The 26,279-nt window shown below is 55.3% G+C and carries 25 protein-coding genes; 9 read left to right on the top strand and 16 right to left on the bottom strand.

Annotation, left to right across the window (positions count from 1 at the left end; translation table 11 throughout):
• Nucleotides 1-6 precede the first annotated feature (6 nt).
• The 7 genes from AB1E42_RS05895 to AB1E42_RS05865 form a co-directional block, all read right to left on the bottom strand.
• Nucleotides 7-690 (bottom strand): protein GlxC, encoded by a 684-nt coding sequence (locus tag AB1E42_RS05895; RefSeq protein ID WP_368346060.1) that lies wholly within the window; start codon nt 688-690, stop codon nt 7-9.
• A 1-nt stretch (nt 691) separates the two neighbouring features.
• A complete protein-coding gene (locus AB1E42_RS05890) occupies nt 692-1,588 on the bottom strand; it encodes a glutamine amidotransferase family protein (RefSeq protein WP_368346059.1) in 897 nt (298 codons plus the stop codon).
• A 143-nt stretch (nt 1,589-1,731) separates the two neighbouring features.
• Nucleotides 1,732-2,400, bottom strand: a complete 669-nt coding sequence (locus tag AB1E42_RS05885) for a helix-turn-helix domain-containing protein (RefSeq protein WP_368346058.1) — start codon at nt 2,398-2,400, stop codon at nt 1,732-1,734.
• 128 nt (nt 2,401-2,528) lie between these two features.
• Complete coding sequence (locus AB1E42_RS05880) at nt 2,529-4,112, bottom strand: ABC transporter permease (RefSeq protein WP_368346057.1); 1,584 nt, start codon at nt 4,110-4,112, stop codon at nt 2,529-2,531.
• On the bottom strand, nt 4,105-5,154 hold the full coding sequence (locus AB1E42_RS05875) for a glycine betaine/L-proline ABC transporter ATP-binding protein (protein WP_368346056.1): 1,050 nt from the start codon (nt 5,152-5,154) through the stop codon (nt 4,105-4,107). The genes AB1E42_RS05880 and AB1E42_RS05875 overlap by 8 nt, the downstream gene beginning before the upstream one ends.
• 76 nt (nt 5,155-5,230) lie before the next feature.
• On the bottom strand, nt 5,231-6,181 hold the full coding sequence (locus AB1E42_RS05870; protein WP_368346055.1) for a glycine betaine ABC transporter substrate-binding protein: 951 nt from the start codon (nt 6,179-6,181) through the stop codon (nt 5,231-5,233).
• Between the two features lie 233 nt (nt 6,182-6,414).
• Entirely contained in the window at nt 6,415-7,272 is an 858-nt protein-coding gene (locus AB1E42_RS05865; protein WP_368346054.1) for a LysR family transcriptional regulator, read from the bottom strand.
• A 119-nt stretch (nt 7,273-7,391) separates the two neighbouring features.
• Here AB1E42_RS05865 and AB1E42_RS05860 point away from each other — a divergent pair, with 119 nt between their 5' ends.
• From AB1E42_RS05860 to speB, 9 genes are read left to right on the top strand one after another with little or no spacing between them, the layout of a single operon-like run.
• A complete protein-coding gene (locus AB1E42_RS05860; protein ID WP_368346053.1) occupies nt 7,392-7,922 on the top strand; it encodes a flavin reductase family protein in 531 nt (176 codons plus the stop codon).
• Between the two features lie 9 nt (nt 7,923-7,931).
• Complete coding sequence (locus AB1E42_RS05855) at nt 7,932-9,404, top strand: aldehyde dehydrogenase (RefSeq protein WP_368346052.1); 1,473 nt, start codon at nt 7,932-7,934, stop codon at nt 9,402-9,404.
• 15 nt (nt 9,405-9,419) lie between these two features.
• The gene (locus AB1E42_RS05850) at nt 9,420-10,478 is read left to right on the top strand and encodes an LLM class flavin-dependent oxidoreductase (protein ID WP_368346051.1); all 1,059 of its coding nucleotides are present in this window, start codon (nt 9,420-9,422) and stop codon (nt 10,476-10,478) included.
• Entirely contained in the window at nt 10,468-11,064 is a 597-nt protein-coding gene (locus tag AB1E42_RS05845) for an amino acid synthesis family protein (protein ID WP_368346050.1), read from the top strand. The genes AB1E42_RS05850 and AB1E42_RS05845 overlap by 11 nt, the downstream gene beginning before the upstream one ends.
• Nucleotides 11,061-11,867, top strand: coding sequence for an alpha/beta fold hydrolase (locus AB1E42_RS05840; protein WP_368346049.1), 807 nt, complete (start codon nt 11,061-11,063; stop codon nt 11,865-11,867). Before AB1E42_RS05845 ends, AB1E42_RS05840 begins: the two co-directional genes overlap by 4 nt.
• Nucleotides 11,868-11,878: 11 nt before the next feature.
• The gene (locus tag AB1E42_RS05835) at nt 11,879-13,567 is read left to right on the top strand and encodes a thiamine pyrophosphate-binding protein (RefSeq protein ID WP_368346048.1); all 1,689 of its coding nucleotides are present in this window, start codon (nt 11,879-11,881) and stop codon (nt 13,565-13,567) included.
• Nucleotide 13,568: 1 nt separating this feature from the next.
• Entirely contained in the window at nt 13,569-13,940 is a 372-nt protein-coding gene (locus AB1E42_RS05830) for a carboxymuconolactone decarboxylase family protein (RefSeq protein ID WP_368346047.1), read from the top strand.
• 2 nt (nt 13,941-13,942) lie between these two features.
• Nucleotides 13,943-14,923 carry an arginase family protein gene (locus AB1E42_RS05825; protein ID WP_368346046.1) on the top strand — a complete coding sequence of 327 codons (981 nt, stop codon included), beginning with the start codon at nt 13,943-13,945 and terminating at the stop codon, nt 14,921-14,923.
• 46 nt (nt 14,924-14,969) lie between these two features.
• The gene (gene speB / locus AB1E42_RS05820; protein ID WP_368346380.1) at nt 14,970-15,908 is read left to right on the top strand and encodes an agmatinase; all 939 of its coding nucleotides are present in this window, start codon (nt 14,970-14,972) and stop codon (nt 15,906-15,908) included.
• Between the two features lie 123 nt (nt 15,909-16,031).
• Here the strand turns inward: speB and AB1E42_RS05815 are convergent, their stop codons facing one another.
• The 9 genes from AB1E42_RS05815 to AB1E42_RS05775 form a co-directional block, all read right to left on the bottom strand.
• A complete protein-coding gene (locus tag AB1E42_RS05815) occupies nt 16,032-16,910 on the bottom strand; it encodes a MurR/RpiR family transcriptional regulator (RefSeq protein WP_368346045.1) in 879 nt (292 codons plus the stop codon).
• A gap of 119 nt (nt 16,911-17,029) precedes the next feature.
• Nucleotides 17,030-18,361, bottom strand: a complete 1,332-nt coding sequence (locus tag AB1E42_RS05810; RefSeq protein ID WP_368346044.1) for a cytochrome-c peroxidase — start codon at nt 18,359-18,361, stop codon at nt 17,030-17,032.
• A 4-nt stretch (nt 18,362-18,365) separates the two neighbouring features.
• The gene (locus tag AB1E42_RS05805; protein ID WP_368346043.1) at nt 18,366-19,988 is read right to left on the bottom strand and encodes a CRTAC1 family protein; all 1,623 of its coding nucleotides are present in this window, start codon (nt 19,986-19,988) and stop codon (nt 18,366-18,368) included.
• A 9-nt stretch (nt 19,989-19,997) separates the two neighbouring features.
• On the bottom strand, nt 19,998-20,759 hold the full coding sequence (locus AB1E42_RS05800; RefSeq protein WP_368346042.1) for an ATP-binding cassette domain-containing protein: 762 nt from the start codon (nt 20,757-20,759) through the stop codon (nt 19,998-20,000).
• The gene (locus AB1E42_RS05795) at nt 20,756-22,057 is read right to left on the bottom strand and encodes a sugar ABC transporter permease (protein ID WP_368346041.1); all 1,302 of its coding nucleotides are present in this window, start codon (nt 22,055-22,057) and stop codon (nt 20,756-20,758) included. Before AB1E42_RS05795 ends, AB1E42_RS05800 begins: the two co-directional genes overlap by 4 nt.
• Nucleotides 22,058-22,151: 94 nt before the next feature.
• A complete protein-coding gene (xylF, locus tag AB1E42_RS05790) occupies nt 22,152-23,147 on the bottom strand; it encodes a D-xylose ABC transporter substrate-binding protein (protein WP_368346379.1) in 996 nt (331 codons plus the stop codon).
• Between the two features lie 217 nt (nt 23,148-23,364).
• Nucleotides 23,365-24,492, bottom strand: a complete 1,128-nt coding sequence (locus AB1E42_RS05785; RefSeq protein ID WP_368346040.1) for a Gfo/Idh/MocA family protein — start codon at nt 24,490-24,492, stop codon at nt 23,365-23,367.
• Nucleotides 24,476-25,450 (bottom strand): hydroxyacid dehydrogenase, encoded by a 975-nt coding sequence (locus tag AB1E42_RS05780; protein WP_368346039.1) that lies wholly within the window; start codon nt 25,448-25,450, stop codon nt 24,476-24,478. The genes AB1E42_RS05785 and AB1E42_RS05780 overlap by 17 nt, the downstream gene beginning before the upstream one ends.
• Nucleotides 25,450-26,265 carry an HpcH/HpaI aldolase/citrate lyase family protein gene (locus AB1E42_RS05775; RefSeq protein WP_368346038.1) on the bottom strand — a complete coding sequence of 272 codons (816 nt, stop codon included), beginning with the start codon at nt 26,263-26,265 and terminating at the stop codon, nt 25,450-25,452. The genes AB1E42_RS05780 and AB1E42_RS05775 overlap by 1 nt, the downstream gene beginning before the upstream one ends.
• Nucleotides 26,266-26,279: the final 14 nt, after the last annotated feature.

Raw genomic sequence — 26,279 nt, 5'->3', positions numbered from 1 at the left:
GGCTCCTCAGTAGGCCGCAACATTGTCGACATCGAAATTATACAAAGTGCGGGCAGATCCATAGCGCCTGAACTCTTCAGGCTTTGCGGAAGTCCCAGCGCGCTCAAGGAGCTCACCGAGAATATCGAGGTGCTCCTGTTGCATCTCCTTTTCAACGCAATCGGCGCCTAAACTCTTCACGGAACCTCGAACAAACAGACGCGCCTCGTAGAGGGAGTCTCCAAGTGCCTCGCCCGCATCACCACAAACCACGAGATTTCCAGCCTGCGCCATGAATGCCGACATGTGACCGACGTTACCCTCGACAACGATATCAATACCTTTCATCGAGATCCCACATCGCGAGCTTGCATTTCCCTTGATGACCAACAACCCACCGTGCCCTGTCGCGCCCGCGTACTGGCTTGCATCGCCTTCAACGATGACAGTTCCGGACATCATATTTTCGGCCACCCCCGGGCCAACAGACCCCTTTACGCGAATTGTCGCCTCTTGGTTCATGCCGGCGCAATAATAACCAGTGGACCCTTGGATAGTGACATCAAGCGCCGCATCCAATCCAACCGCAAGGGCATGGCTCCCTTTTGGGTTTACGATTTTCCACGCAGGCGCGGTGACTATTTCCGATTGCGCATGCAGCGCCGAATTCAAGCCACGCAAACCGTCTTTGGAGAGGTCATAGACTTTCATTTCAACGACTCCAGAAATACACGGTCGCGGGTTCGGGCTCCCATATCCGCGCATCTTCGATACCCGGCAGGTTGACCAGCGCTCGATACTCGCTCCCGAATGCTACATATTGGTCGTTTTCCGCCATGACTGCGGGCTTGCAGGCAATCGGATCACGCACCACACCAAAACCGTCCTTGGTTCCCACTACGAACGTGAAAAATCCATCAAGATCACTCAGGCTGCTTTCAAGGGCTTCGCCCAGCGTTGCGCCCTCTCGCATTTTCCATGTGAGATAGGCTGCGCCCACCTCCGTATCGTTCATCGACTCGATGCGCACGCCCTCCCGGACAAGCTTGCGCCGTAAGGAGTTATGGTTCGACAACGATCCATTATGCACAAGGCACTGATCAGCGCCGGTCGAGAACGGATGCGCCCCTTCGGTCGTTACGGCGGACTCTGTGGCCATACGCGTGTGTCCGATCCCGTGAGAGCCCGACATTTTTCCGATACTGAACCTGCCGACAACATCTTTGGGAAGGCCAACCTCCTTATAAATCTCAATTGCATCGCCACCTGACATGATCCGGACATTCTTGTGTTTCTCGCGAATGTATTCACGGACATTTACGATCAGATGGCTGTCACATTCGATAACTGCATGAGTGTCGTTACGAACTAACGCAACAGGCGCATTGAGTTCAGTTGCTAATGCGGCTTCTAGTAAGGGGAAATCGCTCTCAGGCTTGTCCGACTGAACGGTCACCTTTGCTTTGCCGGAAGAGCGATCACTATAAACGGCAATTCCTGCGCTATCCGGCCCACGATCCGTCATTGTGATCAGCATATCAGAAAGCAATTGACCAAGTTGAGGGTTCAACGCGTCGTCTTTTAAAAACAGGCCGACAATTCCGCACATTTCCAAGCGACTCCCTGAAAGTATCAAGGTTAGGCTAAATAGCGAAAAACGGAATTGCAATATAGTGAAATAAATTTTCCTTTCAGGAAAATAGATTCCGCCAACCGAAACTGCCAGCTTGCGTGGTTGTTACCTGAAAAGGATCAGGGTTTTTCGTCACCCGAGCTCCGCTGAGGATACGAGATGATCGACAAATATTTTGCTGGAAGTTTTATCAACACGTCTGGCCCATGCGGCGCGTCCGCGTCGAAAAACAGCGTATCCCCTGGTCTCAGGTGATAACTCTGATCACCATGTCGGTATCCAACCTCACCTTCCAGCATGTAGAGCATTTCAATTCCGTCATGCTGGAATGTCGGGAATACATCTGACTCCTCAGTAAGGGTAATCAGATACGGCTCGACAACAACACCGCTGGCATTAGACCCAAGATGACCCAATAGATTATACTGATGCCCGGCTCTGGTTCCAGTGCGATCAATCTCAACACCTTCACCAGCTTTCGTATGCACTGCATTCCTTGCCTCCTCAAAGCGCCGAAAGAATGAAGTGATGCTGGTGCTCAAAGCGTCCGCGAGGGTCTGCAATGTGGCAAGAGATGCCGATGTTGAACCACTTTCGATCTTCGAAAGCATGCTGACAGAGATCTTTGTTTGGTTGGACAGTTCTGCGAAGGTCATACCGTGCTGTTGCCGCAGTGCGCGAATTTCACGCCCGATCGCGACCTCCAGTTTCTTTTCGCCACCTTCACGAAGTTTATGGGGATCTTGCGAAAGTGGCACCGGCTTACTCGTGTTTTTAAAGTTTTCCATTAAGCACAAGTCTTGCCCCAGACTGCCCATACAGACAACGCCATAAGCGACAAACAGGTCTTTTGACCTCCTCCTAGACGTCTCGCATTCGGCGCGGGTGTGCCGCTATGATACAGCGCACCACCCCTTCAGTCTCGCTTCTGACGAAACGCCCCTTGCACAATGCGATCCATCACCATCGCGAGAAAGAGAATGGCGAACCCACCCAAAAGCCCTGGCCCTTTCGCGGCATATTGAAGAGCTTCCAGAATCTCTTTTCCCAAGCCACCACCACCGATCAATGAGATAATTACCACCATTGAAAGGCACATCAAAATGGTCTGGTTCACACCAGTCATGATCGAAGGTAATGCGAGCGGCACCTCAACATCTTTAAGCAGCTGCCATCGAGAGGCACCAAACGCGACCGCGGCCTCTTTAATACTTTCAGGCACCCCCCTCATTCCAAGCGCGGTAAGACGGATCACCGGCGGCATTCCGAAAATAATGGTCGCCAAAATTCCAGGCGGATTCCCCGTGCCGAAAAACGCGATGATGGGGATAAGATAGACAAAGGCTGGGAGGGTTTGCATCAGGTCGAGAACCGGCTCAGCTGCAGAGTAGGCCCGGCGCGACTTGCCAAACCAAATGCCTAGCGGAATGCCGATGACCACGCAAAGCAACACCGACGCCCCCACAAGCGCCACCGTCTCCATTGCAACCGACCAATAGCCAAGCAAAGCAATGTAAGCGAGGGACGATGCCGTAAAAATGGCAACCCTTGGCCCAGCAGAACGCCAAGCCGTCACGCAAATAATCAACATGACCACCGGCCACGGCGAGCCGTTCAGGGCCAGTGTCAGCCCGTCAAGCACCGTGCGGACACCCGCAACGACCCCATCAAAAACGTCCCCTCCCGCCAGCGCTGCGGCATCAATCCGTGCCTCCAGCCAGCCCGCAAGTTCAGAAAAGAGCGTACCGCTACCATCACCGAGGATCAGCCGGGAAACTTCCTTTTCAGGGAAGGTTTCTAGGAGAGCAAAGGTCACATTCACTGTGAACTTGTAAACGATCAGCGGCGCGATTGCGGCGACAAGCACCACACCCATTATGACATTGCCCAATTTCCGGCCACTCTCAACCTTGCGGCTATCGACCCGCCAATTGGAATAGCGCTTCTCGTACAGACCGTTCGCTATAAAGCCCTGAATTACTTTAAAAATTACAAGAAGGACAATTCCAGCAAGCGCGATCACTGGCGCCTCGGCTTGCATCGCTTCGGCTTGCGCGAAGCTGTTATCGGTCGCTTTTTGCAGGTTTTCGGCAAGTGTCGTGAACCTATCAATGTCATCCTGTTCTGTCGCCGCAGCAGCACGTTCAAGCATGTCGTCGACGCGCGCCTGTTGCCGATTGGCACGGTCGAGCATATCCGCGCCTGGATTACCCCAAAGCCCCCTGCCGATCTGCACCCAAGCCACGATTTCCAGGATCAGAAACGTCCAGAACAAACCCCAGATAGCGCGGCTGGCGGACCACAACGGTCCGAATAGCGCGGCGGCCCAATTGAATGTGCTCGGCCACCATTCGGTCGAATTATGGATTTTGTGAAAGGCGGAAACATAAACATCGCCATTAGCCCCTGCAAATTCCCTGATGGATGAATCAAGAGCGTCTCGATCAACCTCAATGTCAGAGGCAGCGGTGACTTTTATTCCGGTCTGAGTATCAGTCATCCTTGCCTCCTTGAATACCGCGCAGCAGGCGTGCTTTGTCCACAACACCAACGTCCACACCATTTTCAGTAATGATCACTGGTGCATAGGTTCCAACCGATAGATCGATCAACTGATCAAGATCGGCGTTTTCATCGGCCCGTGGCGACTCATCGAGCGAACGCTCGTCTCTCGCTCGAAACTCATCAATCGGCATCATGATCGAATGCGCTCTAACAAGTTTCAGCTTGGAAATGCCCTGCACGAACTCGCGGACATATTCATCCGCTGGATTCATCACGATGTCTTCAGGCGTACCGATCTGAACGATGACACCGTCCTTCATGATGGCAATGCGATGACCAATTCGGATCGCCTCGTCTAAATCATGAGTAATGAAGAGCGTCGTCTTCTTCAGCTGCGCGACCAAGGCCTTGAATTGGTCCTGAAGTTGCAACCGGATCAGCGGATCCAAGGCCGAAAAAGGTTCGTCCATCAAAAGGACTTCAGGATCGGAAGCGAGCGCCCGGGCAATTCCAACCCTCTGCTGCATCCCGCCGGACAGTTCATTCGGAAGGCGGTCCTCATATCCCGTCAAGTCAACAAGCCCAAGAGCGTGATCTGAGATCGCCCAGCGCTTGGACTTTGAAACCTTTCGTATTTCCAAGGGGTACGCCACATTGTCCCGCACACTCCGGTGCGGCATCAACGCCATGTGCTGAAAAACCATCCCGATCTGTTGCGCGCGAATACGGCGTAACTCTTTGTCAGAAATGGTCGAAACATCATGACCAAGAATTTCAATCTTTCCGGCGGTTGGGTCAATCAGGCGGTTGATATGGCGCACGAGGGTGGATTTCCCCGAACCCGACAAACCCATGATGCAGAAGATCTCGCCTCGAGATACTTCGAAAGACGCACCCTGCACCCCAACAACGCAGCCAAAACGCTCCAAAACCTCGGGCTTTCCGATACCCTCTTTTTTGACGGTGGCCATTGCTTCGTCGGCACGCGCGCCAAAGATCTTCCAGACATCAGTTAATTTGACGACAGCTTCGCTCATGACGCCTCCGGCTCCCCGAGCAGACCGCCACACCAGTGGCAGCCTGCAATTTCCGTATCAGCAGTGTGAGCTCCGCCTAGTTGGCCATCCAGCCAAGCACGGCATCCTCATTGTCAGCTACCCACTGCTCCGCATAGGCAAGCGGCTCAACACCATCGATGACCAGCGCAAACGTCATCGCCGAGACTGTATCTGTGTCGAACATCATGTTGGAGAGCAACGTTGCCACCCCGGGGTAGTCCGTCTCCAATGAGGTTGCATAATGGATGTGCAAATAAGCAGAGTCCCAAGCGACCGCTGCATCCGACTCCTCGAGCCAATTCGCTGAATCTGTCGGCTGGGTGACATTCCATTTTGCAGGATCATAGGCCGGTTCATCGAGCACGACCAGATCATGCAGCGCAAACACATAATGCGGCGTATAGCAGAAGCCCGCCCATGCATCGCCAGCAGTAATCGCGTTGCCAAGTTCACCGTAGGCAACTGTCTCGTCGATCTCTGTCAGTGTGAAGGTTTGATCATAACCATATGATTTTGCGCGTATTTTCTCAACATTGGTTGACGCCCAACCCGGCGCACCGATCCAAAGCTCCCCTTGGCCGTCGCCATCACTGTCGAACAGTGCCGCGATATCGGGATTGGTCAGATCGTCGATCGACGTAATGCCATTGGCATCCGCCGTCGCCTTGTCGACGCACATGCCCTGAAACGCTTCAACCCCATTCGGGTTCATCGACACCGTGCCCTTATCCACAACGAACGTATCGTGAAGATTCTGCTGGTTCGGCAGCCAAACCTCGGGGTGCACATGCATCGCGCCAGAATCCATCGCCTCGAATACAATCGGGTTGGTCCCGTTCTGCAGTTCCACTTCTAGCCCGAGGTTCTGCTCAATCGCGACCTTCATGATATGCGCTGTTGCGTTTACCGAAGGCCAGTTGGGTACACCGATGACAATATCCGCCGCAATAACCGGCGAAGCGGCAAGTGCGGTCGCACCTACCAGAATGGTTCCAAGCTTCTTCATTGACTTACTCCCTATGAGTTATCGCCGACATGTTCTTTATCCGGCATTTGCTAATTTCTCATTGGCCCGCATTCGCCGTGGAGACTTCTCCGCCAGCGCACAGGCGCATTCTTGGGCGAGGATCAGCTGATCTGGCGACCGGCGCACGCAACCTCGACCCACTCAGGTTAGCGGGAGTGAAAAAATTGATAAGCGAAACTTTGTGCAGACTATATTCGAAAAAATCGAATTATCTACAAATTGAAGAGCGCGGACTCGTCCATAAGCCGCTCGACCAGCGGCTGGAACCAGCTCCAACCTTGCGCTGCGCTATCGCTGACAACAAGGCACTTCTTGCGCGTATAAACAGGCGCATCGGGCACCGCGAAAATGCGCCCGCTTCGCACAAACCTGTCAGCCAAAGCCTCGGGCAGATAGGCCGAACCGCGATTATCAAGCATAAACTGTAACGCCCACCAAGAGCTGTCAAAGCTGATCCGCGCAACCCCAGCATCATGATAGGATTGCGCATGCATACGCCGAAAATCCGCCCCATGGTCGACAAAGATATAATCGGGATCCCCGATGATGGGAGTATCATTCCTGTCAGAGTAAAGAACCAGCCTCTCAACCGGCAGCTCATGTATCGTTTGGCTCCCCCGTGCGACGGCCTCATAGGTCAGGATCACATCAACGGACCCCTCTGAAAGCCAAGCCTCGAGATCGTTAGCGCTACCCTGATGCACAGACATCGCAATCTCAGGATGCTTGGACAGAATATCGTAAAAGAACCGCCGCCCCGGCCCGTGCCATAATTCTCGGTCACAGCCAAATGTGCAAACAGCATCGAGGCCCGCAGGGAGCGCCGTTTCAAACTTGGCTTGCCGCCAGAGGCCAGTCATGATCCGCGCATACCCCAAGAGTTTGGTTCCAGCAGGCGTCAATGTCGTTCCTGATTTCTGACGATTGAGCAGCACCTGGCCGATTTCGTCTTCCAACGTCTTAAGGCGAGCCGTCACCGTAGACTGCGTAACGTTCATCCGCTGAGACGCCCGAACGAGGCTACCCGTCTCCACAATCGCCAAAAACGTTTGCAACGCGACAATATTCATCTCGCCCCCTTAATTCGAATTTTTTGCATTTTTGCAGCAAAACTATTCACTATCAAGAATTGAGTTTCTGTGACACATCTGGCCAATCAACAAAATTTTGCAGTCGCAGGAGGGTAAACATGTTTCGGGATGCTACGAAGCTGGTGCCGCGTGACAGCTTTATCGACGCCATGCGAAGGGTTGCCTCATCGGTTACCGTTGTGACCACAGATGGCCCAGCCGGACGGCTAGGCGCCACAGTAAGTGCTTTTTCATCGGTCTCTGCGGACCCGCCAACCATATTGATATGCCTCTTTGCAGAAAGCCGGATTGCCAAAGCCGTTCTGGAGAACAAAGACTTCTGCGTGAATGTCCTTTCCGAGGAGGATAGCGACATTGCAGACCGCTTTGCTGGTCGGCACGATGCTCTGGTAGAGGACCGTTTTTCTGGGATTGATTGCTACGGTGCCCCGGGTACGCCTCCCCAAATCGATGGTGCGACCGCCTTTCGATGCGTACAACAACAGACGATTTTGTCGGGTAGCCACCTCATCATTCTAGGCCATGTTCGGCACGTTCTCGCGGGCGCCGCACGACCCCTCACCTACCGTGACGGCAGCTACCATCGGGTACTCCCAAAAGCGGATCGCTTTCTATCCGCCGCAACCTGAGAAACCGATATGAAAAACTACAAGATGTTGATTGCGGGTGAATGGGTCAGTGCTTCCGACAATGGCTCATTTACGAGCATGGACCCCAGTACCGGAAACGCTTGGGCCCGCATCCCCGAAGCCACCGCTGCTGACGTCGATCGCGCTGTCAAAGTGGCCTATCATGCCTGCTACGACGGGCCATGGTCGCGCATGTCCGCCACCGAGCGTGGCCACTGCCTCAGGCGTTTGGCCGATCTGCTCTCCGAGCATTCCGAAAGCCTCGGCGCAACGGAAACACGCGATACGGGTAAAATGTTCAAGGAAACACGCTGGCAGGCAAAATACATAAGTGAATTCTATCACTTTTTCGCCGGCGCCGCTGACAAGATCAACGGTGAGACACTTCCGATCGACAAACCGGAAATGTTCGTTTTTACCAATCGCGAGCCACTGGGCGTGATTGCCGCAGTGGTGCCTTGGAACTCGCAACTGTTCCTTTCCGCGGTTAAGATCGGCCCCGCCCTTGCCGCTGGAAATACCGTTGTCCTCAAGGCGTCCGAGCATGCTTCCGCCGCAATGTTGGAATTCGGTGAATTGATCACAAAGGCCGGAATACCTGATGGCGTGGTCAACATCGTGACTGGGCATGGCGACCCATGCGGGCGCGTTCTCACATCACACCCGCTTGTTGCGCGTGTGTCGTTCACAGGCGGCCCTTCATCGGCCCGTCATGTCATTGGAAACACCCGCGAAAACTTTGCCGAACTCAGCCTTGAGCTTGGTGGAAAGTCACCCTTAATCGTTTTTGATGACGCGGATATCGAAAGCGCTGTAAACGGTGCGGTCTCAGGTATTTTTGCAGCCTCCGGTCAAAGCTGCGTCGCCGGTTCTCGGCTTGTCATCCACGAGGCAATAGCAGACGAATTCTTGCAACGTCTCGCCCAGATCGCCAATCAGGCGAAAATCGGTGACCCGATGGCCGAGGAAACGGAAATGGGGCCTCTCTGCACTCACGGTCAGCTTGAAAACATCGAACGTGAGGTTGCCCGCGCAATCGAGGAAGGCGGGCGAGTCATCTGCGGCGGTGAGCGTGCTGTGGCGGGTTCCGAACTCTACTATAGGCCCACAATCATCGATTGCCCGTCGCCGGATTTGCACATCGTCGATACGGAGCTTTTTGGCCCCGTCCTCTCGGTCCTGCGGTTCAAAACCGAGGAAGAAGCCCTCGCGCTGGCCAATGATACCGTGCACGGCCTTGCCGCTGGCATCTTCACGAGAGACAGCGCCCGCGCTTTACGCATGAGTCGGGGCGTCAGAGCAGGTATCGTCTGGGTCAACACTTACCGAGCCGTCTCTCCGATCGCAGAATTTGGCGGCATGAAGACCTCCGGATACGGCCGCGAGAGTGGGTTCCAAGCAGTCTACGATTACACCCGCCCCAAAACAGTATGGATGAACACATCCTCAGAGCCACTGGGAAGCCAGTTTGTGGCGCGTTGAACAAGGGAGGAAGCGATGAAATTTCAGCTCGCAATCAATTTGGAGCGCATGAGCCCCGAAACCGACATGAAGGACGTCAGGGATCACACGCTTGAAATGGTAAAAATGGCAGACGCCGCCGGCTTCGAAATCGCATGGGCTGCCGAGCACCATGCCATGGAGATGACTATCGCCCCGAACCCTTTTCAGATCCTGACTTGGTGGGGCGAACACACCAAAAATATTCGCCTCGGTGTTGGCGTAGTTAACGCCGCCTACTGGCACCCGATCGACCTTGCAGGCGAGGCGGCGTTTCTTGACCTGATCAGCGATGGGCGTTTGGAGTTTGGCATTGGCTCTGGTGCCTATCAGCGTGAATTCGACCGCATGAAACCCGGCCTCGATCAAAAAGACAGCTGGCGCTACATGCAGGAAATGCTGCCGGTAGTGCGCGAATTGTGGAAGGGCGATTACGAACACAATGGAACCTATTGGCAGTTTCCACGCGCGACGTCTTGCCCCAAACCCATTCAGGATGACGTACCCGTCTGGGTGGCAGCGCGCTCGCCAATAACCTTTGACTACGCCGTCGAAAACGACTGCAATATCATGTCATGGCCATTGACGATGCCGATGTCTGAGGCCGAGGCCTATCGTGCACGCCTCGACGAGTCGATCGCAAAGAATGGCGGGAAGTACGACGGCAGATGGGTGATGATGCGCCACGCAGCGGTCTACGAAACTGAGGCAGACCGCCAGAACGCCCTGCAATCCGTCCGCGTTCAACTAAGCCAGTTCGGCAATCTCATGACGCAGACAGGTGATGTCGTGAATGGCTTCCCCGAAGCCGTGCCACCAGAAAAACTTGAGGGCAATTTCCGATATGATCCCGCGACACTCGAAGAGAACCTACTCTTCGGCTCGCCGTCTCAAGTTCTCGAAAAACTGAAACTCTATGAGGATCTGGGCCTCGATGGCTTCATCTACTACGCGTCGATGGGCATGGACATGGATCAGCAAAAACGGTCGCTCCAACTCTTCATCGACAAGGTAATTCCGGAATTTAAGAGGAGGAAAATAGCTGATGCCGGTTGAACTTCGTCGCACGCTTCTTTGGAGACAAACAACATATCTCGAAGGCTGGAAGAAAGTCGACGAACCAACTTTGCTCGTCGCGGCCTTGGCGATCATCAAGAACCCGTGGTTCGGTCGCGGGCATGTTGAAAACATGCGCCCCGAAATCATGGAGCATGGTCCCGTGATCGGGAAAATGCTGACGGAGATGCTGCTCGATGTAACGGGCGATCAACTGGAGGGGTGCGGAAAGGCCAGCGTCGTTGGCATGGGAGGCGAAATTGAGCACGCCCAAGCCATGACGCACACCGTTCACTTCGGCAACCAACTGCGCGAAGCAGTGAACGCAAAATCCTATCTCGTTTTTTCCAACACGCGCGGTGCCGCGAATTGCCCTATCACTATCCCCCTGATGGACAAGGATGATGGAGGTCGCAGGTCGCACTATCAAACCATTCAAACCTCGATTTCCGATGCTCCCGCCGCCGATGAAATTGTTGTTGCCTTAGGGGCATCTGTGGGCGGGCATCCGAACCACCGCATCGGCGATCGGTATCAAGATTTGGCAGAGATGGGCCGCGACCCCGACAACCCTGCGGGCCTATGATGGCGATCTCGCAAAACGGAACCGCATATGAATTGTCCGGCCCGAGCGACGCCCCCGCGGTCGTACTCATCCACGGGCTTGGATTGACACGCAGCAGCACTTGGGGGGCTATTGTACCCGATCTGTCTCAGAACTTCCGCGTCCTTACATACGACCTGTTGGGCCACGGCCAATCCGCTCTACCAAACGTCGAGGTTACGCTAAGATCCCTCGCCAAGCAGCTTGTTGACCTCATGGACGAACTGAAAATTGAAAAAGCGGCTTTGCTCGGTTTTTCACTTGGAGGGATGATCAATCGGCGCATTGCTATCGATTTCCCCAACCGCGTATCCGCGCTGGCTGTTCTAAACTCACCGCACGATCGTGGTGAAGAGCAACAACAAATTGTTGAGAAACGCGCACAAGATACAGCGGAAGGCGGCCCTGCCGCCGGCATAGACGTAACGCTGGCACGATGGTTCACGAAAGACTTCATGGAAACCCATGCGCAAGACGTCGCATCAATTCGGCAGATCGTCTTGGCCAATGATCCAAAGAATTATGCGGCGCACCGCTGGGTGCTGGCAGAAGGCGTGCGCGAATTGATAGCACCCGATTCCCCCATTAACCACCCGACGCTCGTCCTCACCTGCGAAAACGACACCGGCTCAACACCGGCAATGACCAGGGCCATCACGGCCGAAATTGACGGCGCCGAAGCGATTATCATCCCGTCGCTTCAGCATCTCGGTCTGATCGAAAGACCTGAACTTTTCGCGCACGCGCTCAGGGATTTCCTGAACCGCACGCTCACCAAACAATAGAGGAAAACGCTATGACCCGACTTTCCGGTGGGCAGGCCGCCGTTGAAGCCCTGAAGGCAGAAGATACCAAATATGTGTTCGGGCTGATCGGCTCTGCGACGATGGAAATGTTCGATGCATTATACGACGCCAAAGAGATCAACTTCATCGGCGTACACGACGAGCGTACGGGCACCCATATGGCCGACGGCTACGCCAGAGCGAGTGGCGAAACCGGCGTCGTTCTCGCCGGTCAAAACGGCCCAGGTACGACCAACCTCGTTACCGGCCTCGCACAGGCAAAAGCCGCTTATACTCCGATCGTCTCAATCGGTGGGGCATTGGCGTCTGGTCATGTGTATCGCGATGCCTTTCAGGAGGTCGACCAGCAGGCGCTTTTCACCCCGATTACCAAAAAAACCTGGACGGCCCCTTCTGCCGAACGGGTTCCCGAACTCGTGCAGGAGGCATTTCGTGTGGCAAATGCCCCGCGTATGGGGCCTGTTCATCTCAACCTTCCCCGCGACGTCCTTTCCGGTCAGGCCGACTATGAGGCGATGCCTGCGCCCGAACATTATCGCCCCGTTGGTCCGACTGCCGCGCCAGAGCGATCCATCGCTCAAGCCGCCAAAATGCTAGCGAATGCGGAACGTCCGGTCATCATGGTTGGAGGCGGCATCAAAAATACTGGCGCCTCAAGTCACGCCATCGCGCTTGCAGAGGCGTTCAATGCGCCACTCGTTTCGTCTCCGGGCCATGGCGACGCCATACCATTCGGTCATCCGCTGAATGCGGGCCAGATGGGGCCGCGCGGCAACGAGGTCGCCTCCCGCCTCATGAAAGAAGCCGATGTGATCCTGGCCTTGGGTACACGGATCGGCTTCAACGCGACGTTCTTCAGTTACGACAATATCAACCGCGCCGCCGCAATCATTCATGTTGAACAAGAACCCACCGCGATCGGCCGGTACTTTCCTGTCGAATTGGGCATCTGGGGTGACGCACCTACCGTCGCACAGCAGCTCACATATGAGGCAGGAAAGCTGGCGCGTCGCGCCGAAGCCGAGGCATGGACGGAGAGCTACAAAGCTGAGCGCAAAGCCTTTCTGACGCAGCGCGATATAGATGCGGACGTCTCGAATACCATCATCCAGCCTTCTGGCTTGTTTAAAACTCTACGCGATGTTGTTCCTCATGATGCCGCATTCACGATGGATGCGGGAACACTCTGCCTGCAAGCAACCGATAAACTGAACTACTGGCAGCCCAAGAGCCTGTTCACACCACTGGATTTCGGATTGGTTGGCTTCTCCTTTGCCGCAGGCTTGGGCGTAAAACTGGCCTGTCCTGATCGCCCCGTAGTCAGCCTGATGGGCGATGGCGGATTTGGCATGACCACATCTGAGCTTTCCACAGCGGTCGACTACGGCATCAATACCGTCACGGTGGTGATGAATAATGGTTGCTGGGGCGCCGAAAAGGCCTACCAACGCGATTTCTTCAATGGGCGCTACATCGGCGCGGATATCTCCAGCCCGCCGTTCGACAAACTCGCCGAGCTTTATGGGGCCAAGGGCTACCGCGCCGAAACGCTTTCCCAAACGGCCGAAGCAATCGAGGCAGCGCTGGACTGCGGAAAACCCGCTGTTATCGACGTTATGGTCGACCCCGCTGCGCTCTATTCATTCCGCCGCGACAGCTTCAAGCACAGAGGTGGCTAACATGACAGACAAGAAAACCTACCCCGCGACCGACGCACAGCGCGCTACCGGCGACTGGAATCCGTTCTGGTCAACACTGGAGGAACTGGATCGTGACTATCTAGAGGCCTTCCTGCAATTCCGGTCAGTCCCCCAGAACGGACCGCTGGATCAGAAAACCAAAGAACTGATCTTTATCGCCATCAACGTCGCGACAACGCATCTCTGGCCGTCGGGTGCGCGGCGCCATATGGCGAATGCCCTCGCCGCGGGTGCAACCAAAGAAGAAATCCTTGAGGTGATCCAACTGACCTCGATCATGGGCATACACTCGATGACAATGGGGGTTCCGATACTCATGGAAGAAGTCGAAAAGGCAAAGAGCGCGGATTAGACATGGCTGACGAACACGACCGCTCGATGATGGAAAACCTCTATTGGTGGGGCATTCCCACCATGTTTCGTTGCCCGAATTCCGGACCGGAAGATCAAGACATCGCGCTCGTGGGTGTGCCGCATTCGGCAGGCAATGGAACAACCGAGCGCGATCAGCACCTTGGGCCGCGCGCCCTCAGAAACGTATCCGCAGTACAACGGCGGGTTCATGCCCAATTCGGCATCGATCCATGGAACGCCGCGCGGATCGCTGATGTCGGTGACGTCCCCTTCCCGCGGGCAAATGACAACGAGCATTGCATTGAGCAGATTACCAAATTCTACCAAACGATAGACGATGCCGGCGCGCGGCCTGTATCCGTCGGCGGCGATCATTCCATAACTGGCGGCATCGTTCAGGCCCTAGGCTGCGGCAAGATCGCCGGTGGGGAACCTATCAGCTTTCTGCATCTTGATGCCCATACAGACGTTTTCACCAAGGTGGATCATTTCCTCGGCGCCCACAAATCCGCAGCCCATTGGGGCGCATATCTCGCCGATCAGGGGAAGGTTGATCCGACCCGCTCGATGCAGATCGGCCTGCGAGGGCACCCGCGGACCTTGGACTGGCTCCAGCCATCCTATGACTATGGCTACAACGTCGTCACCATGCAGGAGTTCCGGCATCGCGGACTCGAAGACGTGGTCGCCCAAAGCAAGGAAGTGCTCGCGGGGCGCCCCGTCTACATCACATTCGATCTCGATTGCCTCGACCCAACCATTGCGCCCGGCGTCTCGAATATTGAACCTGGTGAGAAGGGGTTTGACATAGATGAGGCGATCAGCCTGCTTAGAGCCGCGCGTGGTATGAACATCGTGGGCGGCGATGTGGTGTGCATGATGCCGACCAAGGACAGCCCCAATAACATCACGGCCTTGACCGCCGCGGCCATCATGTTCGAGATGGTTGCAATGATAGCCGAGAACGTCGCATCGGAGTAACGAATTGACCCGCGAAATTGACCCGTTCTTTCAACCCGTTTCCGCGATGGAATTGGCCCGCTTTGCTGGCGTCCCCACCTTCATGCGACTGCCGCATCTCACGCCCGGTAATGAACGTTACAATGATGTTGAGTTAGGGCTCATCGGCGTCCCTTGGGACGGCGGCACAACAAACCGCGCGGGCGCCCGCCACGGCCCTCGGCAATTGCGGGATGCGTCAACGATGATCCGCGCGATGAACCCAGTCACGGGAATTGCCCCCTTCGCGAAGGTAAACTGTGCGGACCTTGGCGATGTCGCGCCGAACCCCGTAGACATCATGGACACGCTCACTCGCGTCGAAACATTCCTTGCAGCGATGAAGGCCCAAAGTATTTGTCCATTGACGGTCGGAGGAGATCACTTGGTTTCTCTACCTGTTCTCCGCGCACTGGGTAAGGAGGAGCCGCTTGGATTGGTGCAATTCGACAGCCATACCGACCTGTTCGACTCCTATTTTGGCGGAAGCAAATATACCCACGGCACGCCCTTCCGCCGCGCTGTCGAAGAAGGACTCGTTGACCCGAAGCGCTTCGTTCAGGTTGGCATCAGAGGAACCGCTTATGACACGACCGATGTTGAGTGGGGACTGGAACAGGGCATCCGCATCATCAGGATCGAAGAACTCTACGAGCGGGGCACCAGTCACGTCATGGCGGAGGTGAGGGAAATTTTGGGCAAAAGGCCAAGCTACTGCACTTTTGATATTGATTTTATCGACCCAACCTACGCACCGGGGACCGGCACACCAGAAATTGGTGGCCCGAACAGCTATCAAGCGCAGCAGGTTATTCGCCAACTGCGCGGCGTGAATTTGGTAGGCGCTGATCTCGTGGAAGTGTCGCCGCCGTTCGACCCAACAGGCGGCACGGCTTGGCTCGGGGCTTCCCTCCTGTTTGAACTGATGGGAGTTTTGTCTGAAGCGATTGAAAAACGCCGCGGGTAATCGCGACAGATGCACTCAAACGAGAGCCACACGACATTTGGAGCAAAGAACTGCCCACCTTGATCAGCTCATACACTGTCAACCTGTTCGCGAAAATGCCGAGTTTTGATAGAAATGGCGCGCCTATTGCGCGGTGACTGTCGGTATCCGCGGATCGTTTGAATTCTGCTGAACCCGCGCCGCGACAGCGACCATTAAAGCCTGCGCCAAACACATCGGTGCAGCAAGCGAGCGTGAAAACGTATAGTCATGCTCTGGCACCGCAAAGAGCACCGCAGATGGCTTCTTCAGTGGTGATAAAGTGCTGTCAGAGATTGCGATGATTGGCACATTTAGTTTTGCGCATTCCTCGACGATATTCACCACCTCTGTGGCGTAGAACCTGAAGGATACCGCAATCAAGACATCGTCAGGCTTCATGTTACGCGCCATATGGGTCGCCAGCCCACCGCTCGCATCAAGAAGCACACATGGCCGCCCAAGCATCGCAAGAATATAGCGCAACAGGCTCACCACCGGCTCGGATCGCAATTGACCAACCAGATAAACCGTACCGGCTCTTTCGATCATTTCCGCGGCACGGGCAATGTCACCAGCATCCATTTTTTCCAGCAGGTCTTGCAATGAAGCGATATCCCTCACCACCAGATCGCGCAAAAAACCGTATTCCGAGCGGTCCTCCCGCCTCGAGAGTTCGCCCTCCAAAGCTTTCTTTCGCGCTTCAAAACCGGGCGCCGCGGTAGAAAGTCGCCGCTGAAACAGTGATTGCAAATCCTTGAAGCCGCTATAACCCAACGACTGCGCGAACCGGACAAAACTGGATGCATGAATATCGCAATGCGCTGCAATCGCGTTCACCGACTGGACCGCAACTTCATTGGGGTTCTGGGTCAGATACTCGGCAATTTTTTGATACGTTTTGCTCATCTGCTCGAAGCGGTCGTGGATCAACCGGATGAGTTCTTCATAGTCCGCCGGTGGCGATCCGTCCTGCGTTACCATGCTCTTCTCCTCATCAACAGCGCCCCACCCAGATCACAAACCGACACATGACATTAGATCGAATGGATTGAACCTGCAACAATCGTTGCAATAATTAGAAAGAGTCAAAAGCGATCTACTCAGCGCTCAACCGGCAATCCCGAAGGGACTTTTTCAGGGATCCCCAAGCGCCCACCACTTCGCGCTATGGGGTCTTCAAGAGACTTCAGAAATGCCATCAATTGTTTGATTTCGCGGTCCTCTAGTTCAACTTCCTGTGCGGGCATTGATTGCGCCGCCGCGTAGATGCCAGCAAAATCCGCTCCGGCCGCATCGGGTGCCAAATCCGGTTTGGAAAGGGTCATCTCCGGCAAAATGGCCTCGGTCGTGTCATAGTCAGCGATCTGGCCTCCCCGCGCGATGTGTGAGCGCAAATACGCTTCCAAATCGGCGAAGGCGCCTGAATGCCCATAGGGCGCCGTCAGCGTAACATTTCGCAACGAAGGCGTCCGAAAAGCATAGGCGTCCTCTGCCCTGTTGGTAACGCGCATGCGTCCGGTATCGCGTTGGTGCGTCTCGAAACGCTCCGCCTTGCCCGGTCCGATCTGAACATCTCCCATTGCATGGAAAGACATATCACTCAGCAACGGCCCACTGTGGCAAGTGCTACAACCGGCATCCCCATAAAACAGTTCAAGCCCTGCACGCGCATCAGCATCGAGGCTATCTTCGCCGCGCAGAAATGCATCGAATGGCGAAGTGTCTGATCGAAAATCAAATGCCATATAGGCGGCAATTGCATTCGAAATATCGGTGAAATTGATCTCTCGCCCACCAGAAATTTCTGCATAGGCTTGGCGGAAACGCGCCTGATATTCTTGGATGGCGTCAATTCGCGCCGCTATAGCCGCCCACGCACCGTCACTTCCAGTAAGGCGTCCAGTGCGCACCAGCGCTGCGATCTCATTCTCGCTGTAATGGCCTGCCATCTCATCTTGCGACAATACAGGGAACATGGTCTGCGCTGAAAGGAGCGAGTTAAAACCTTGCACCATCTCATCCTCAAGCGGGGTTCTGAACCCAGTTGGCCGGTTGTGATCTACTTCGATCCGACCATCGGCAAAAAGCACGGTAAACCCAGCCGCGCCTACATTCCAAAGGGCCGGCGCATTACGCGGGATACGTTGCTCCGGAGGGTTGTCCGGATTTGGGCGTCGATCCGGCCCCAAACCGAGACCTCCTTCCCCAATGCCCAGCGACAACCCGTCCGAAGTACCAAACCGCGGGTGATGACAACTCGCACATGAGATGTTGCGATTTCCCGACAGTTCAGCGTCCCAGAACAGAAGTTGCCCGAGCGCAATCTCTTCCATATTCGCCTTGGGAAAGTCAGCGTCGGTCAGAGGCTCTGGCAAGGCTTGTGCGTAAATCGCCGTCGGCAAACAAAGCAAGATCAACGGTAAGAAACGCATTATCTCATTCCTCCCTGAGTACCGGCGCTGCGCCGACGTCTCGTGTGACCGTCCAGGCAGTGTTCAAGCCGATCTCCGCCCACTCCGTTTCCTCGCCGTCCGGCCAGATAACCCGCATAGACGCGGCCTCAGCCGCCCCCAAGCCAAAGTGCAGCGGCCCAACGGTCCCCGACGCATGGCCACCCCCAATCGTCCTTTCACGGGTCAAGATGCGCCCGTCCGGCAGTCTCAGCTCGACAAAGGCCCCTATCGCGTCAGAATTGGCACCTTTTTGCACCAAATCGAGCGTGATCCAGTTTCCAGTATTCACCGAACGGTTTTGCCATACCTCCATCGGGGCCCGACGGTTGATCACTAAAATATCGAGCAAGCCATCATTGTTGAGGTCCACCAACGACGCGCCCCGCGCACGCTCAGTCGTCCCAATACCGGTTATTTCGCCCCATTCCGTGAAGGTCCCGTCAGTGTTCTGCATCAAGAGGTTGTTCGGATCATGAATAGCGTTGGAAGGCATTTGATCGACATTCCCTTTCGCAATGAACAGATCATCGCGGCCATCATTGTCGAAATCACCGAACGCGGCATGCCAACCCGTAGAGGGGCGCCCATCGTCGCCGACATAGGGTGTCGTGGCATAAGTACCAATCGTGTAAGGCGCGGCAGTCATGATGCCGTTACCTTGGTTTAATTGGATTTGCTGATCGCCCATAGAGGTCAGGACAACCTCAGGAAGCCCATCGCCTGTCAAATCGCGGCTTGCGATCCCCATTCCCCAAATTTTCAGCTCGGGCCAACCATCTGCTGCGGAATATTCTCTCAGCGGGTCAAGGCTCCACATCTGCTCACGACCTTCCCGCACATAATATTGCCGGTCATTCGATATTCTAAGGTCAGGCTGACCGTTGCGTTTCCAATCCGATATGAGCATCGACAGCGCGCAATAACCGGGTTCCAAAGCCCTGCGTTTGGCAAATGACCGCCCATTAGGGCGCATCAAATAGTTTGCATCACACGCCGCAAACGGACCTTCCGGGTTCGTTTCATCAACGTAATTTCCGAACGCCAGCGTCGGCCACCCCTGCCCTCTTTCAAAAGTGGCTGTAAAAGAAGTGGTCCATTCATTGCCGCCCTGAAAGTTCCAAGCTGGCGGTGCTTCCGCAAAACGGCACTCCCCATACCCCTGTAGGAGAATATTTTCACCGTGGCGCAGCACAACCAAGTCAAGCACCCCGTCGCTATCGACATCGAGAGGATAAGCTCCGGTAACGCTTGTTATCACCGGCAGCGCGCCAAGTTCGAAGCCGATATCACCGCCGCGCTCCGATGCATTGATCAACAACCGCGCCGGGTTACTGCCACCTGCGGCAAACACGTCCGGCAGGCGGTCGCCGTTGCAGTCAAAAACAGCGAGACCACCGCCGACGAAGAAGTTCCAGCCACCATCATAGACATGCTCGGCCGGAAGTGCCGCAGAACGATCGACAAAAGCCACGTCGGCCAAAGCAAAATTGGCATGACTGGCAAAACATACCCCAAGCGCGCATAGCAGAAAGGCCCCTGTCTTACCGCGCTTGGGGTGTTTTGTATCGACGGTACGTTTGTTTACCTGCCTTGACGGCGCGCGCACAGCAGGACCTCACGCAGCCAAATGCGCCGGCTTCTTACCAAGAATGATCATTCCGAGGATGTCGTCATCCGTCACGTCGGCGACATTGACGGTTCCCACAAGCTCGCCATTCTTCATAACGCTCGCTCGGTCGCATAGCTTCATCACGTTATGAACGTCATGCTCGATCAGGAAAATACCAATGCCATGGGCCTTCAGCTCTGCGATCAACTCAGCCACCATTTGAGTTTCATGCGGTCCAAGCGCCGCAGTCGGCTCATCCATGATGAGAATTCTTGCATTGAAGTACACGGCCCGGGCAATCGCAACGGATTGCCGCTGTCCACCAGACAATGCACTTACAGGAACGTTGAACTTCTTGAAGTTCGGGTTCAGCCTTCCCATGATCTTCCGCGTTTCAGCTTCCATCTTCGCATCATCGACCAACCCGTTCCGCATCAGTTCGCGGCCCAGAAAGAGATTGGAAGCAGCGTCAAGGTTGTCCGCGAGCGCAAGGGTCTGATAAATCGTCTCGATATTATGCGCACGCGCGTCGCGCGGATTATCGATCTGAACCTTCTTTCCGTCGATGAAGATATCACCGCTATCTCTTTGGTATGCACCGGAGAGGCACTTAATAAGCGTCGATTTGCCAGCACCGTTGTGCCCAAGCAATCCAACAACCTCCCCGGGGTGAAGGTCAATGGAGACATGATCCACCGCCTTAATACCTCCGAAAGCGATAGAGATATCGCGCATCTCAACAAGTGGCGTTTTTGCTTCGTTGGTCATTTTGCGATCCCCACACGTTTACGATAAATGATATCAACCCAGACAGCGATGATCAGGACAAGGCCAACCACGATATTCTGGAACGGCGTATCGACACCGACCATCGCCATGCCCGATTGCAGAGACTGCATGATCAGCGCGCCGAGCACGGCACCGTAAATCGTCCCGACACCTCCAGCCAGCGCGGTTCCGCCAATGACGGCGGCCGCAATAACCCGCAGTTCTTCAAGCATGCCGATATCGTTGCCGTGGCTTTGCAGTCGTGCTTGCGCGATCAGCGCGGCGACGGCGCAGAGAAAGCCCATCAGCGCAAAAACCTTCACCGTCAGAAATTTCGTGTTGATACCGGAAAGTTCAGCCGCATCCGGATTGCCCCCCGTTGCAAAGATATAGCGACCAAAGCGCGTCTTGAGCGCGATCACGGTCATCCCCACCGCGACGAGGATCAAAATCAAAACCGAAATCGGCAGACCATGCATCGCGGTATAGCCTTCTGGCACCACCTCTCCGCGCGCCTCGAACATGCGGCGCAATTTGCCTGCGGGTATCGGGTACCGAGAGAGCCACCCAACGAACAACATAATCGAACCGACTATGAGTGCCATCATCACGCCTTCTGCCCAAACCGGTTTCACCATGAAACCATGGCGGACCTTATTGCGGCGGGCTGACAACAACACTGCGACAGCAGCGATCGACGCCCCTATCCCGACAGCGTAGCTCCATTGAGCCCCAAGAACGCCTTCGGTGCCGCCGAACATCAGCAGATTTGGGTCAGTCAGGGAAACAGATTGACCATTGGTCGTGAACCAGTTGACGTTACGCCAAATAAACAGTCCGCCAAGAGTGACGATGAATGACGGGATCGCTTGGTATCCAATCAACCAACCCGAAGCTGCCCCCATCGCTGTACCAGCAGCAAACCCGATTACGATTGTCAGCAAAAGGATCAGGGGGCTGCCATATTCCAATCCGAAAAGTGACGGCAGCCAGTATGCCTGCATCATAGCCATGACAGCAGAACACATTGCCAACATGGAGCCAACAGAGAGGTCGATGTGGCGCGAGACAATCACGAAGACCATGCCGCATGCCATGATCGCTACGGGTACCGTCTGAACCGTGATGTTGAACACGTTTCTGGGCTGAATGAACGTTCCACCTGTCCAGATTGTGAAAACCAATGTGATGGCAAAAAACGCCACCAACATTCCCAACAACCTCACATCCAGTTCCAAGGTTTCAAAAATATTACGTTTCGGAGTTGGCGCTCCTGACGCGGCGTCTCTGTCACTCATTTAGTGTGCCCTCCCAAGCAACCGTCGGCTCTTCAAAAGTTGGGTGCGACGATCAGATATGATCCGACCGTCGCACTCGTTTTTCAAGCGGCCATTATTCGCAAACAGCCAGTCCCGTCACGCCTGCACAGAGTGTCTCTTTCGAGATCCAGCCAGCGTCCAGAACGATATCCAGCTTGTCCTGCGTGATCGGCTGCGGTGCGAGCAGGACCGAGGTCAGCTCTTTGCCGCTCGGGGACGTAAAGGTGGCAGCGCCCTCAACATCAGCCATTGCAGTACCGGTTGCCAATGCTACAGCGATCTCGCCTGCTTTGCGGCCCAGTGCGCGGCTGTCTTTCCAGACGGAAACCGTCTGAGTGCCCAGCGCCACGCGATTCAGTGCAGCCATGTCACCATCCTGGCCAGAAACCGGGATACCCGCCATGCCTTGCGCCGTCAGGGCAGCAACAACACCACCTGCGGTTCCGTCATTCGAGGCCACAACAGCGTCAACGCCATTGTCGGTCTGTGTCAGGATTTGCTCCATGTTGCGCTGCGCGTTTGCAGGCTGCCAATCGTCAGTGTAGGCTTCGCCCACGATTTCGATCGCACCGGAGTCCAGCGCTTCTTGCAGCACTTCTTGCTGACCGCCACGCAGGAAGTCTGCGTTCGGATCAACCGGCGAACCCTTGATCATGACATACCGGCCAGTCGGCTGCGCTTCCAAGACCGCACGCGCCTGCATCCGGCCAACTTCCACATTGTCAAAGGTCAGGTAGAAGGCACGCGGGTCGTCGATCATGCGGTCATATCCAACGACCGGCACACCAGCGTCTTCGGCAGCGTTCAAAGCCGGTCCGATCGACGCGGAGTCCTGTGCAAGAATGATAATCGAGGAGCATCCTTGGGTGATCATGCCTTCGATATCCGCCAGCTGCTTTGTCGCAGAGGTCTGCGCATCAGCCGAAACGTATTTTGCACCAGCGGCTTCAAGAGCGCCCACGATTGCAGCTTCATCCGTCTTCCAGCGTTCCTCACGGAAATTCGACCAGCTTACACAAACCGTCAGGTCTTGTGCGACTGCATCGGTTGCAATCATGGCTGCTGCCATTGATGCGAGCAGAATAGTTTTTTTCACTTGGTTTCCTCCCAATGTTTTCCAAGACGGTCGCACAAACGGGCCGCCTCGGTCCTAGCTTTTCCCATAAAGCAAAATTTGTCAAATTTATTTTTTTGCAATAGTTGTTGCAAAAACCCGAATACCCTACCCCGCGCGCCTCAAGAGAGCACGGTCGTCAAACATCTGATGTGGTTGAAACGATGCCCGTTTAGGTGAACGGCGTGCTCCGCCAGCTTCTCTCGCGGGACGAAGCATGAATCGACTCGACCAAAGTCTGGATTCGCAATCCATCACGAAAGTTGAAAGGCTCCGGAGTTTGCCCACCAATCGCGCGGATATATTCCGCAACTTCTATTGTTTTCAGATCGTTAAACCCAATCTGGTGCCCTGGCGCGACGATGAACTGACCATAAGGCGGATGGTCCGGCCCAGCTTCAATCCTGCGGAACCCCTGTCTGCCAGTCTTTGCCCCAGTTTCATAAAAGAGCAGTTCATTAAGCCGCTCGCCTGTGTAAACCAGCGCTCCCTTGGTCCCATATACCTCGAAATCATGCTGCATTTTTCGGCCGGTCGCGATCCAGTTGCCTTCGATCGTACCGTTCGCACCATTCTCAAATCGCAGGAACGCTCGCCCGACATCATCCACCTCGACCCGTCGCTTCGTCCCACTGGCATCACTGCGCTCGCCGATGACTGTATGGCAATCTCCAAGAACATCACCAATTGGCCCAAGGAGGAATTCTGCGGTCGCCAACGCATGGCTACCGAGGTCGGCCAGCGCCCCGCCCCCGGCGGGGTCATGACGGAATGTATAGGGGGACGCCGCATCGGCCATGTAGTCCTCTGCATGGATTCCACGGTAGCTACGGATCTCACCGAGCTCACCTTCAGCGATCATCGCGCGGGCCAACTGCATCATCGGGTTACACAGATAGTTGAATCCCACCTGCGTCTTGACGCCAGCCGCCTCGGCCGCTTCGGTCATCTCCAATGCGTCCGCAACCAAAGGCGCCAATGGTTTTTCGCAATAAACATGCTTCCCTGCGGCAATCGCAGCCAGAGCAATTTCCTTGTGCAAGGCGTTTGGCGCGGTGATTGATACAACGTCAATCTCCCTGCTCTCGATGATGTCACGCCAGTTCGCGGTGAACTGGTTGAACCCATAGGCACGCGCTGCTCTTTGCGCCGCTTCGACGGTTACATCCGCGACCATTTCAAGGATGATCTCAAAGGGCAGATCAAAGACTTTCTGCGCAGCAGAGAAGCCGAAGGCATGCGCCTTTCCCATAAAACCTGTGCCGACCATGCCGACGCGGAGCTTAGACTTTGAGTGCATGTAAAATATCGTCTCGATTAACCACCAATGAGGTGTCTATTTCGTTGTTCAGATGATCGATGATGTTCTGAGCCGCACCCAGCGCCATGCGCTCGGCAGCACCTTCGGTAACACCAGCGATATGAGGCGAGAGCACAACCTGATCGAACCTCTTGAGCGGATTGTCATCACGCACTGGTTCCTCCTCGAAGACATCCAGTCCCGCCGCACCGACTTTGCCGGATTCGAGCGCCGCCACCAACGCCACCTCATCAACGATACCGCCACGCGAGGTGTTCACAATCACCACACCGTCTTTCATCGCATCAAATTCTGCGGAGCCGATCAACGGTTTGTCCGACTTAGGCGCGCTAATGGTTATGATATCCGCCCAAGCCAAACCGGAAGAAATATCAGCGACGGGCTCGATCGCCCCAGCGGGCCAGCCCTGAGCAAGAAGGTACGGGTCAAACGCCCTGACATTCATCTTAAAGCCGCTCATCATCTCTGCAGTGTGCCTGCCAATCCTGCCATAGCCAAGCACAAGCAGATTCCGGCCACGAAGGTCCTGGCTTTGCAATGAATTGCGCCACTCCCACGGCCCATGGCGCACCGAGTTGTCCCCGCGTACAGCACGTTTTGACGCCGCGAGGATCATCATACACGCATGCTCGGCAACCGAGTATGAATTGACATCCCCGCACACGGCCAGCGCAATCCCGCGCGCGCTCAATGCCCCGACGTCGACAGCGTCATATCCAACGCCATGGCGCGAAACGATCTTTAGCCGCTTAGCCATTGCCACCGTCGCAGCCGTCAACGGCTGTGTCCGCAAGAGCAATGCATCTGCATCGTGGATGAAGGGCGCGTAACTTTCCTCGCTGATTTCATCTATGAAGTGAACATCAATATCCGGCTGCGCATTCAGCAGCGCTTTGCCCGAGGGGTGGAGTTTACCAGCGACAATAACTCTGGGCATCAATATCCCCCCTTCGCGTCCGAAGGTTTCGTTTTGATGCCAGAAACCGCGCTCCTGAAGCCCGCAACCGATTCCGCAGCAGCCGCGGCAAGCAGCCGCGAGTCGCCGGATACCGTTGTCATGTCGTAGCCCCAACCACTCGCGCGGGCAGCATAGTTGGCTGTCCCACAATGAAGCGCGGCCTTGATCCCATGCTTATGACAGGTTCGCACAATGGTCTGTAACGCCGCGATCATTTCTGGCTCCTCGCGGTCAAAGCCGGGCGGATATCGCCCATCGCAGAGGGAAAACGTCAAATCCGCAGGCCCAACGTAAATTCCGTCCAGCCCCGGGGTCGCAGCGATCGCATCCAGATTTGCCATCGCTTCCTTGGTTTCGACCATTGCCCAGCCGATGATCTGATCATTGGCCTCGGCATGGATGTTCGCCCCTTGCGCAAATGCTGCCCGTGTAGGACCGAAACTGCGCTGTCCATGAGGCGGATAACGCAAATAGCCGACGAACTCCGCAGCCTGTTCAGGCGAATTGATCATCGGGCAAATGATTTGCATGGCGCCGGCATCAAGTGCCTTCATGATCGCGGCAGGATCCAACCACGGCACGCGCGCCCCGATTGTCGTGCCGCTGGCCCGCATCGCCTGAAACATTGGCAACAGGTCCGAATAGTCCAGAGCGCCATGCTGCCAATCAACAGATATCGCGTCATACCCCTGCGCGGCCATAATTTCTGCTGTGAAGGCATTGCCAACAGACAACCACCCATGGAGTACCGGCTTACCCTCAGCCCAGAGCCTTTTGACCTTGTTCTCGATCATTTCAAGTCCCCCAA

The organism is Pelagovum sp. HNIBRBA483 (assembly GCF_040931995.1).
Lineage (GTDB): Bacteria > Pseudomonadota > Alphaproteobacteria > Rhodobacterales > Rhodobacteraceae > JAEPMR01.
This window is presented reverse-complemented; position numbering and strand designations above follow the sequence as displayed.

Excerpts from the sequence above, each read along its gene's own strand:
- AB1E42_RS05895 (WP_368346060.1), bottom strand. The coding sequence starts at position 690 with ATGAAAGTCTATGACCTCTCCAAAGACGGTTTGCGTGGCTTGAATTCG.
- AB1E42_RS05890 (WP_368346059.1), bottom strand. The coding sequence starts at position 1,588 with ATGTGCGGAATTGTCGGCCTGTTTTTAAAAGACGACGCGTTGAACCCT.
- AB1E42_RS05885 (WP_368346058.1), bottom strand. The coding sequence starts at position 2,400 with ATGGAAAACTTTAAAAACACGAGTAAGCCGGTGCCACTTTCGCAAGAT.
- AB1E42_RS05880 (WP_368346057.1), bottom strand. The coding sequence starts at position 4,112 with ATGACTGATACTCAGACCGGAATAAAAGTCACCGCTGCCTCTGACATT.
- AB1E42_RS05875 (WP_368346056.1), bottom strand. The coding sequence starts at position 5,154 with ATGAGCGAAGCTGTCGTCAAATTAACTGATGTCTGGAAGATCTTTGGC.
- AB1E42_RS05870 (WP_368346055.1), bottom strand. The coding sequence starts at position 6,181 with ATGAAGAAGCTTGGAACCATTCTGGTAGGTGCGACCGCACTTGCCGCT.
- AB1E42_RS05865 (WP_368346054.1), bottom strand. The coding sequence starts at position 7,272 with ATGAATATTGTCGCGTTGCAAACGTTTTTGGCGATTGTGGAGACGGGT.
- AB1E42_RS05860 (WP_368346053.1), top strand. The coding sequence starts at position 7,392 with ATGTTTCGGGATGCTACGAAGCTGGTGCCGCGTGACAGCTTTATCGAC.
- AB1E42_RS05855 (WP_368346052.1), top strand. The coding sequence starts at position 7,932 with ATGAAAAACTACAAGATGTTGATTGCGGGTGAATGGGTCAGTGCTTCC.
- AB1E42_RS05850 (WP_368346051.1), top strand. The coding sequence starts at position 9,420 with ATGAAATTTCAGCTCGCAATCAATTTGGAGCGCATGAGCCCCGAAACC.
- AB1E42_RS05845 (WP_368346050.1), top strand. The coding sequence starts at position 10,468 with ATGCCGGTTGAACTTCGTCGCACGCTTCTTTGGAGACAAACAACATAT.
- AB1E42_RS05840 (WP_368346049.1), top strand. The coding sequence starts at position 11,061 with ATGATGGCGATCTCGCAAAACGGAACCGCATATGAATTGTCCGGCCCG.
- AB1E42_RS05835 (WP_368346048.1), top strand. The coding sequence starts at position 11,879 with ATGACCCGACTTTCCGGTGGGCAGGCCGCCGTTGAAGCCCTGAAGGCA.
- AB1E42_RS05830 (WP_368346047.1), top strand. The coding sequence starts at position 13,569 with ATGACAGACAAGAAAACCTACCCCGCGACCGACGCACAGCGCGCTACC.
- AB1E42_RS05825 (WP_368346046.1), top strand. The coding sequence starts at position 13,943 with ATGGCTGACGAACACGACCGCTCGATGATGGAAAACCTCTATTGGTGG.
- speB (WP_368346380.1), top strand. The coding sequence starts at position 14,970 with ATGGAATTGGCCCGCTTTGCTGGCGTCCCCACCTTCATGCGACTGCCG.
- AB1E42_RS05815 (WP_368346045.1), bottom strand. The coding sequence starts at position 16,910 with ATGGTAACGCAGGACGGATCGCCACCGGCGGACTATGAAGAACTCATC.
- AB1E42_RS05810 (WP_368346044.1), bottom strand. The coding sequence starts at position 18,361 with ATGCGTTTCTTACCGTTGATCTTGCTTTGTTTGCCGACGGCGATTTAC.
- AB1E42_RS05800 (WP_368346042.1), bottom strand. The coding sequence starts at position 20,759 with ATGACCAACGAAGCAAAAACGCCACTTGTTGAGATGCGCGATATCTCT.
- AB1E42_RS05795 (WP_368346041.1), bottom strand. The coding sequence starts at position 22,057 with ATGAGTGACAGAGACGCCGCGTCAGGAGCGCCAACTCCGAAACGTAAT.
- xylF (WP_368346379.1), bottom strand. The coding sequence starts at position 23,147 with ATGGCAGCAGCCATGATTGCAACCGATGCAGTCGCACAAGACCTGACG.
- AB1E42_RS05785 (WP_368346040.1), bottom strand. The coding sequence starts at position 24,492 with ATGCACTCAAAGTCTAAGCTCCGCGTCGGCATGGTCGGCACAGGTTTT.
- AB1E42_RS05780 (WP_368346039.1), bottom strand. The coding sequence starts at position 25,450 with ATGCCCAGAGTTATTGTCGCTGGTAAACTCCACCCCTCGGGCAAAGCG.
- AB1E42_RS05775 (WP_368346038.1), bottom strand. The coding sequence starts at position 26,265 with ATGATCGAGAACAAGGTCAAAAGGCTCTGGGCTGAGGGTAAGCCGGTA.